Genomic DNA, 6,617 nt, shown 5'->3' with positions numbered 1-6,617 from the left:
CGTGATCATCCGCCACATGTGGAAGGACGAAGCCCGCCGACGCGCCTCGCCAAGCTCACTCCCCGCGACCGGTTGACAAGAGAGCTTCGAGTCCGTCAACGCCCGCATCCGCAAGGCCGTCCGCTCGCGCGGGCACTTCCCGAACGAGCAGGCGGCCCTGAAATGCGTCTACATGGCGATCATGTCCCTCGACCCCACCGGAGCCGGCCGCAAACGCTGGATGACCCGCTGGAAGGCCGCACTCAACGCCTTCGAGATCGCCTTCGACGGCCGACTCTCCGCCGGCCGCCGCTAACTCAACCCACCCGAGTTACACCGTTCACTGGACAGACCCCGGCCGTCACACCCATAGCCAAGCATCCGTTGCTTGCCTCCTTGCTGTCTCGCCATTGTCGGCTCATCGCGGCAGAAGGTGGCGTCACGCATGAGCCTAGGGCGCAACCCGCTGGTGATCGTCCGGTGGTGTTTGGTCGATCAGGTGCGGTCGTGGAGCGTGACCTGGTAGCCGTCGGGGTCGGCGAAGGTGAAGGTCCGGCCGAAGGGGCCGTCGATCGGTGCGGAGACGATGGTGTGGCCGTCGGCGACGAGAGCGTCGTGGATGGCCTGGACGTCGGTGGCGTGGAGCCAGATCGCGACACCGATGCCGGGCTGGGCAACGGAGGCGAGGTCGGTGCCGGGAATGACGTCGCGGAGTGCGAACGCGATCGGCTTCGTCTCGAAGACGACGGCGTGCGGAGGTCCGGCCGGCGAGCGGACGAGGCCCAGGTACTGCTCGTAGAACGCCTGTGAGGCGTCGAGGTCGCGCACTTGGAGCGAGATGAAGTCGGGGCCGGTGGCGGGCATGGCGATGCTCCTTCTGATCGTGTCAGATTCCTGACACAGGCAATGTATGTCAGAATCCTGACATGAGTCAAAACGGTGCTGGCATCGACCTGGACAAATCACTGGGCTACCTGCTGAAAGAGGCGTCGAGCGCTCTGCGCGTAGCCATGGAGGAGGTGCTGCGGCCACTGGGGATGAGCGTGACGCAGTACTCCTGCCTGGAACTGCTGGCTCAACGGCCGGGCTTGTCGAACTCCGAGCTCGCGCGGGGCGCGTTCGTGACACGGCAGTCGATGAATGTGCTGCTCCAGGCCCTGGAACGAGAGGGCTACGTGACCAGGCCCGCACAGGCGCCCGTCGGGAAGGTGCTGCCCGCGCGGCTCACGCCTCGCGGCCGGCGCAGCCTGGAGAAGGCGACGGTAGCGGTCCGGTCGATCGAGGTCAGAATGCTGTCCGGCATGACCGAGGCCGAGCAGTCAGACGCGTTCCGGCTCCTGCAGAGCATGATCCATTCCCTGCGCGACGGCAACGACGGCGGATAGCGACCGACGAGCGGCTGCGTGCGTTCGTCCAGGACCGGCTGGCGAGGCTCCGGACCGCAACCCGGTGGCCGGTCCCACGACCGAGCAGGGGAAAGGGCGGAACAAGCACCGTCGTCACGACCGGCGTCGGGCGACGGCATGGGGTCCGGATAACCAAGTGGCTGCCGGTCGACCACCCCGATGCGCGCTCGGCCGTGAGCTGGTCACGTGCCTACGGACCAGGTGTGCTCTGCGGGTTCCTCGCGCGCACCCGCCCGAGGGCGGCCGGTCGCGTCACGCTCGAGGTGATGATCAGCGAGCGTCCCGCCGAGGTCGAGACCCGGCCGCCACTGAGTGGGCGACGTCGCGGTGAGCCTCGTGTTCGGCGAGCCGGCCGGTGAGGGCGGCGCGGACGTCTTCGTAGGTGTCGGGGCCGAGCGGGAGGCGGAGCGAGGTCGCGCCGGAGTCGACGAGGTCGATCATCGCCTCCGTGAGCTTCTCTGCGCTGTTGGGCACCGGGAAGCGGCCGCCGAGGAACGCCTGCCGGGTGTCGGCCGCGGGGGTGTTCTCGTACTCGGGCAGGGGCGGGGCGATGTCCAGCGACGTGCCGAAGCTTGTGGGGGCCGCGCCCGGCTCGATGATGGTCAGGGCCAGGCCGAACGGCGCGATCTCGCGGGCGACGGTCTCGCAGAACCCCTCGATGCCCCACTTGGAGGCGTGGTAGTAGCCGAGGCTGGGGTAGGTCGTCTGACCGCCCGCGGTGGACACCTGCAGGATGCGGCCTCGGGCCTGGGCGCGCAGGTGCGGGAGGGCGGCACGGATGACCTGGATCGAGCCGAGCAGGTTGGTGTCGATGACGCGGCCGATCTGTTCGTCGGACGCCTCTTCGACGGACGCGAGAAGGCCGTAGCTGGCGTTGTTGACGACGACGTCGATCGTGCCGAGGGCCTCGAACGCCTCGTCGACGACGCGACGCACTCGCTCGGTGTCGGTGACATCGAGCCGGGCGGTCCAGAGCCGGTCGCCGTGCTCGGCGCGGAGGTCATCGAGAGCCTCGGGCCGGCGGAGCGTGGCGGCAACGCGGTCGCCACGGGCCAGCAGGTGTTCGGTGAGCAGTCGCCCGAAGCCTGAGGAGGTGCCGGTGATGAACCAGGTGGTGGTCATGATTTTCCTTCGTTGTGTGGTGCGCGTGGCTGGTCGCGGTGTCGCTGATGCGGACAGGGGTCATCGATGCGACGGCCTGGGCCTGGGCTGGGGATGAGTCGGCCGAGTTGCTCGCGCTGTCGTGGGGCGACTCGGCCGGAATCTTGTCGAGGTGCCGTCGTCAGCGGGTGCCCGCCTCGGCGCGCGCGTAGAACGCGGCGAGCTCGTGGGGGTTCTTGGTGTAGACGTCGATCTTGCGCACCGTGCCGTCCTCGACCTGGTGGATCTCGACCATGGTCAGCGGGAACTCCTCACCGGTGGTGTGGGCCGTGAGCGTTCCGGTGAGCCTTCCGATGACGCCGGCCGGGCCTTCGAACACCTCGGCATCGGTGATGGCTACGTTGGCGTAGCCCATCATCGCGCCCAGGATCGACTGCACGAACACCTCGCGGCCCTGGTGCACGCCGCCGTAGGGGAGCTGGGTCGGCTCGTCGACGATCACCTCGGGGGTGAGCTTGGCCAGGACACCCGGCACGTCGCCCTTGCTCAGCGCGTCATACAGCCCTCGCACGACCTGCGCGGGGCTCTCCGCCGGCGTCTTCATCTGGTTGCTCATCTTGCGTGCCCTTCGGTTTTGTTCCGGTACTGGAAAGGTCGGCCGGCCCGGGGGCACATGTGTCCTCGCACCGGTCGGGCCCCAGAGGATCGGGGCACGCACCATGCAACGGCAGAGGGGCGTGACGGGGGAGTTTCTGCTGTGAGGGGTACTGGCAGGGTCCCCCACCGCTCGCGTGGCCTGCCTACCCTGTCGTCATGGACAACCGGGACGCAGTCAGTGCTTTCCTCCGCTCCCGACGCGACAAGATCACCCCCGAGCAGGCGGGTCTGCCGACCTACGGTCAGCGGCGGGTGCCCGGACTGCGCAGGGGAGAGGTCGCCACGCTCGCCGGGGTCAGCGTCGAGTACTACACGCGCCTGGAGCGCGGCAACCTCCAAGGTGTCTCCGACAGCGTGCTGGACGCCCTGGCCCGCGCCCTGCGGCTGGATGCCACCGAGCGCATGTACCTGTACGACCTCGCCCGCGCTGCCGGGCCGGCGCCGGGGGCGCGGGCACGGCAGCGGGAGATCCGGCCGACGGTGAGGCCGAGCGTGGCGCGGATCGTCGAAGGCATGCCGGGGATGCCGGCATACGTGATGAACAACCGCCTCGATGTGCTGGCCGCCAACCCACTGGGCCGGGCCCTGTACTCGGAGATGTACGCCGATGCGACCTGCGGGGCGAACGTCGCCCGGTTCGCGTTCTTCAATCCAGCAGCCAGGCGGTTCTACACCGACTGGGAGCGCATGACCCGCTTCGCCGTGGGCGCGCTGCGCGTCGAGGCGGGGAAGAGCCCTTACGACCGGGAACTGTCGAACCTGATCGGTGAACTGTCCACCCGTAGCGACACCTTCCGCGTGATGTGGGGATCCCACGACGTGCATGTCTTCCGCGAGAGCACCAAACGCCTCAACCATCCGCTCGTCGGCGACCTGGAACTCGACCAGGAGACCATGAGCCTGCCGGACGGGAGCGGCCTGAGCGTGGTCGTCTACAGCGCGCCGCCCGGGACCGCCGCCGAGGACGGCCTGAAGCTGCTCGCCAGCTGGTCCGCCGCAAACGGACTGGAGCAGAACGCGCAATCCACGAGCAAACCGTCGACCCGGCAGCCCTGACGACACCGAGACCGAAGGCATCAACCGCATGATCAAGCTCGCCGCGCGAGCCGCCCACGGCTTCCGCAACCCCACCAACCAACGCCTACGCACACGCTGCGTCACCACCCGCCGGGCCCGAGGCCACCTCCACCCCGCCTGGGTTCGAGGACTCCGCAAACCTTGCCGCCGGAATCTGTCGTTCGAGGCCCGGCGGCAAGGTACGCGTTTGGGAATCGCTCCGACGTTCGTCTCTGTGCGCGGACGGAGTGCACCGTCGTGTCGCGCGTATTGCGGCTAGATGGTTGATCCGCCGCCGGAGGTGTTGCTCCACCAGGCGCTGTAGGCGTTCAGCGAGTACCGCTTCTGCACGCCGCTGGTCGAGGTGATCTCGATGCCGAACTGCATCGTGTCGAAGGTAGTGTTGCGCAGGAGGTTCTGTGACGCGGCCCATCGCCAGACGGCCGAGGCGTCGATGGTGCCGGTGTTGGTCTGCTGGGCGGGGATGAGCTGCAGGACGTTCCAGCCGGGATCGGCCTGCCAGACCGACGCGTACCGGATGCCGCCGATGGTCACGTTGGACGCGATCTGCCTTCCCCAGCCGCCTGCCGTTCCGGACCAGCTGGTGAAAACCATGATCTCGTCCTGGTTGCCGGTCGACCAGATGTCGCTCGTCCAGTTCCACCAGTCACTGCCGGCAACGGGAGCGGACGACGTGTTGTACCAGAAGCCCGCCGAGTTCAACTGCGACAGCGGCGTCTGGGGCCGGACCCCGGTGTTCGGGTAGGACTTGATCCCGCCGCCGGAGTGGTTGGCGTCGACGTACCAGGACTTGATGCTGTTGACGGTCAGGCACTGCGGGCCGGCGTTCTTGCCCCAGATGTCGTTGTAGATCGTCCAGCTGCCCTGGGTGTACGAACCCCACTGGTCGCAGGTGTAGGCCACCTGGGCCTGCGCCGGAGACGCGAAGCTCAGGAACCCGGCGATCACGGCGCCTATCACGGCCAGCCGACCGAACCCGGTCGACTTGCTGCTGATGGATTTAATGGCTTGCCATCTCATGTGTCCCTCCAAGGACGGCGATGGGTTGTTTGGGACCCCCGGTCTGGTGGCGGACTCCGGCGCCGCGAGGTGTCGCTCGCGGCGAGTCCGGGCTCGGGACGGCGCGACCCAGCGCCGTCCCGTGGTACTTGCGCAGTCGGCCGACTGCTCGGCTCGATGGCCGACCCTGGGCGAAGTGCTTCCTTCCACTGCTCGCAGTTGGAGTCCCCGCCGAAAGCGAGGCGGCCGAGACGGTCAGTCAGCTGACGTGTTGACACCTTCGCACCGTTCGCATGCCGGTGCTGCTCGCGATGGTGGGTGGCTCGTGTCGTCGAGGTGGCGCGCTCAAGAACGCGGGAACGGTGCTCGGGTTCCTTGCTTCCAAGCACCGGGTTTGCCAGACGCAGGTGCGAAGTGTCGAAGCGCTTGCGACTGTGGACAGTAATGACGGGCCGTCTGGACAGCAAGGCTCTGCGCAGGAAGACACACTTCTTTCACCTGCGGACATCGCTGTCGAAGCGCGTCGAATTAGCATCGGCCGCGCCCGCCACCTGGACTTCACGGAACCGCTACCGGCCCTGGCGGATGGTGAGGCGGTGGAGTTCGTCGCCCGGCAGGTACAGGTGCCCGCGTCCGAGCTGGACGCGTACGAGTGGAGCGGTCGGACGGTCGAGTACCACCGGGCGCAGATCCGCGGGCACCTGGGCTTCCGTGAGTGCAGCGTCGCGGACGCGGACAAGCTGACGGCTTGGCTCGCCGAGCACGTCGCCTGCAAGGAGCGGCGGCCGGTCTCTCCTCCCTACCCGGGGGCCCTCCGCCCACGAAACGTGCCCCGGGCAGGCGTGCGGCACACGGGTCCCAGCACCGGGCACCGAGCACGGCCTGCCGGGTAGGGCGTGGAGAACTCGTGGTCCCGGCCGGAAGTCCACCCGGACTGTGTCCCTCCTCCTGCCTCCCGCAGCCGCTGGCCCCTGAGCGCGGAGCGCTCGTTCGATCCTCGCCCCACCCGCTGCTGCCCGACATCGTCGAACGGCAAGCGTGCGGGGCTGCTCGCCACGGGCTGTCGGCCCGCTCGGTGGCCGGGACCAGGGGGTTCGTGCTCCCGGGGTGCAACCTGACACCAGGATGTGGCGTGTAGACCGACAAACACCACTTCACCACGGAGGGACTCGCCGTGCTCGAATCCGCGGCCACGCCTGCGTTACCGAACGCCACCACGACAGGCCGTACGGCCGGGAACACCGGGGCGGGTGCCCCGTCGGTCACCCGGCCGCAGCGCGGCACACCGGAGACCGACCACGAGACAGCGGACGACGCAGTCGCGGCCGCGCCCGCCGATGGCACCCCTGAGGAGACGGAGCCGTCCGCCGCTGGGAATGCGACAGTGCAGCTGCGGAT

The 6,617-nt window shown here is 68.5% G+C and carries 8 protein-coding genes and 1 pseudogene; 4 read left to right on the top strand and 5 right to left on the bottom strand.

What is annotated here, in order from left to right; translation table 11 throughout:
• Window positions 1-82: 82 nt before the first annotated feature.
• Window positions 83-295: pseudogene (locus AB0M03_RS35315) on the top strand (transposase); the annotation flags it as partial.
• 179 nt (window positions 296-474) lie between these two features.
• Here the strand turns inward: AB0M03_RS35315 and AB0M03_RS35310 are convergent.
• The gene (locus AB0M03_RS35310) at window positions 475-843 is read right to left on the bottom strand and encodes a VOC family protein (protein WP_363499606.1); all 369 of its coding nucleotides are present in this window, start codon (window positions 841-843) and stop codon (window positions 475-477) included.
• Window positions 844-905: 62 nt separating this feature from the next.
• On the opposite strand from AB0M03_RS35310, the gene AB0M03_RS35305 reads away from it, so the two are divergent.
• The gene (locus AB0M03_RS35305; RefSeq protein ID WP_363499604.1) at window positions 906-1,364 is read left to right on the top strand and encodes a MarR family transcriptional regulator; all 459 of its coding nucleotides are present in this window, start codon (window positions 906-908) and stop codon (window positions 1,362-1,364) included.
• Between the two features lie 291 nt (window positions 1,365-1,655).
• Here the strand turns inward: AB0M03_RS35305 and AB0M03_RS35300 are convergent, their stop codons facing one another.
• Complete coding sequence (locus tag AB0M03_RS35300) at window positions 1,656-2,507, bottom strand: SDR family oxidoreductase (RefSeq protein WP_363499602.1); 852 nt, start codon at window positions 2,505-2,507, stop codon at window positions 1,656-1,658.
• A gap of 160 nt (window positions 2,508-2,667) precedes the next feature.
• Window positions 2,668-3,102 carry a nuclear transport factor 2 family protein gene (locus AB0M03_RS35295; protein WP_363499600.1) on the bottom strand — a complete coding sequence of 145 codons (435 nt, stop codon included), beginning with the start codon at window positions 3,100-3,102 and terminating at the stop codon, window positions 2,668-2,670.
• Between the two features lie 197 nt (window positions 3,103-3,299).
• On the opposite strand from AB0M03_RS35295, the gene AB0M03_RS35290 reads away from it, so the two are divergent.
• Window positions 3,300-4,199, top strand: coding sequence for a helix-turn-helix transcriptional regulator (locus AB0M03_RS35290; protein WP_363499598.1), 900 nt, complete (start codon window positions 3,300-3,302; stop codon window positions 4,197-4,199).
• 276 nt (window positions 4,200-4,475) lie between these two features.
• On the opposite strand, the gene AB0M03_RS35285 is transcribed toward AB0M03_RS35290, so the two are convergent.
• Both AB0M03_RS35285 and AB0M03_RS35280 read right to left on the bottom strand, forming a co-directional pair.
• On the bottom strand, window positions 4,476-5,240 hold the full coding sequence (locus AB0M03_RS35285) for a hypothetical protein (RefSeq protein ID WP_363499596.1): 765 nt from the start codon (window positions 5,238-5,240) through the stop codon (window positions 4,476-4,478).
• Window positions 5,241-5,788: 548 nt separating this feature from the next.
• Window positions 5,789-5,920: a hypothetical protein gene (locus AB0M03_RS35280; RefSeq protein WP_363499610.1), complete on the bottom strand. Its 132-nt coding sequence runs from the start codon at window positions 5,918-5,920 to the stop codon at window positions 5,789-5,791.
• On the opposite strand from AB0M03_RS35280, the gene AB0M03_RS35275 reads away from it, so the two are divergent.
• Entirely contained in the window at window positions 5,858-6,112 is a 255-nt protein-coding gene (locus AB0M03_RS35275) for a hypothetical protein (protein WP_363499608.1), read from the top strand. The genes AB0M03_RS35280 and AB0M03_RS35275 overlap by 63 nt on opposite strands.
• Window positions 6,113-6,617 lie beyond the last annotated feature (505 nt).

The sequence above is a fragment of the Kitasatospora sp. NPDC051914 genome (assembly GCF_040680995.1).
Classification (GTDB): domain Bacteria; phylum Actinomycetota; class Actinomycetes; order Streptomycetales; family Streptomycetaceae; genus Kitasatospora.
Note: the sequence above shows the minus strand (reverse complement) of the source record. Positions and strands in the feature narration are given on the sequence as shown.

Coding starts and splice junctions, on each gene's coding strand:
- AB0M03_RS35310 (WP_363499606.1), bottom strand. CDS start 843: ATGCCCGCCACCGGCCCCGACTTCATCTCGCTCCAAGTGCGCGACCTC.
- AB0M03_RS35305 (WP_363499604.1), top strand. CDS start 906: ATGAGTCAAAACGGTGCTGGCATCGACCTGGACAAATCACTGGGCTAC.
- AB0M03_RS35300 (WP_363499602.1), bottom strand. CDS start 2,507: ATGACCACCACCTGGTTCATCACCGGCACCTCCTCAGGCTTCGGGCGA.
- AB0M03_RS35295 (WP_363499600.1), bottom strand. CDS start 3,102: ATGAGCAACCAGATGAAGACGCCGGCGGAGAGCCCCGCGCAGGTCGTG.
- AB0M03_RS35290 (WP_363499598.1), top strand. CDS start 3,300: ATGGACAACCGGGACGCAGTCAGTGCTTTCCTCCGCTCCCGACGCGAC.
- AB0M03_RS35285 (WP_363499596.1), bottom strand. CDS start 5,240: ATGAGATGGCAAGCCATTAAATCCATCAGCAGCAAGTCGACCGGGTTC.